Genomic DNA, 915 nt, shown 5'->3' with positions numbered 1-915 from the left:
CTGTGTACAACTACAACGAATAAAGTGTAACCCATGTCTCCGGTCTATAGTGTTACCGATGTGCCAGAACATACACCTTTCGTTCCATACAAATGCGACATAATATGTATTATCGGAAGTTGCGGATACTTTCCGCCAACCAAAATTCCCTACAATCGGAAGTCTTTTCGTTTTATCAATTTGAAATACTCGGAAGTTTAACCTTCAACCCTAAGCAAAAAAATCCTTTCGAACATTCTCATCAAATCCGAAAGAATTAACAGAATTCAGTTTTCTTTGGATCTAATAGAATTAAAGGAAAAACTTTTGCGTTTATTCAGCTGAGAACTTTCATAATCACGAGCATAAAAGTGTCGAACCTCGATTTGCTTTTGTTTTTATTATCATGCTTTGGAAAGACTTAGAAATCTAAAATCTAACTCTTAGTTCGATAACGTCCAAAATATTTCGCAGATTTAAGAATGAATGAGAAGGCTCTCCTTGCCGATTGAGTTTGTAACGATCAAATTCAAAAAAAGGAGAACCCCCCAATGAGGGCAGAAGAAGAAAAAGCGCACCTGAAAGTAATTCAAGTGGATGAGACCCAGCTCAAGAAAGACTTGAGCGAACTCGTAAGAGGCTCAGTGGAAGAAACGCTGAACGCTCTCTTAGATGAGGAAGCGGATAAACTCTGCAAAGCCTCAAGGTATGAGAGAAACCCGGATCGAGTAGATACAAGAGCGGGTTCGTATAATAGAAACTTCGAAACAAAAGCCGGAAAAGTAAAGTTAAAAGTTCCGAAACTTAGAACAATTCCGTTTGAGTCGGCGATCATCGATCGATACAAACGAAGGGAGAGTTCGGTAGAAGAAGCTCTCATGGAGATGTATCTCGCTGGAGTTTCTGTTCGGAGAGTCGAGGATATCACCGAGAGCC

At 39.9% G+C, this 915-nt stretch carries 1 protein-coding gene; it reads left to right on the top strand.

What is annotated here, in order from left to right; genetic code table 11:
* Positions 1 to 530: 530 nt before the first annotated feature.
* Positions 531 to 915: transposase (locus CH376_RS23930; protein WP_207769131.1), on the top strand; the 385-nt coding region annotated here is incomplete at its 3' end.

The organism is Leptospira adleri, assembly GCF_002811985.1.
Lineage (GTDB): Bacteria > Spirochaetota > Leptospiria > Leptospirales > Leptospiraceae > Leptospira > Leptospira adleri.
Note: the sequence above shows the minus strand (reverse complement) of the source record. Positions and strands in the feature narration are given on the sequence as shown.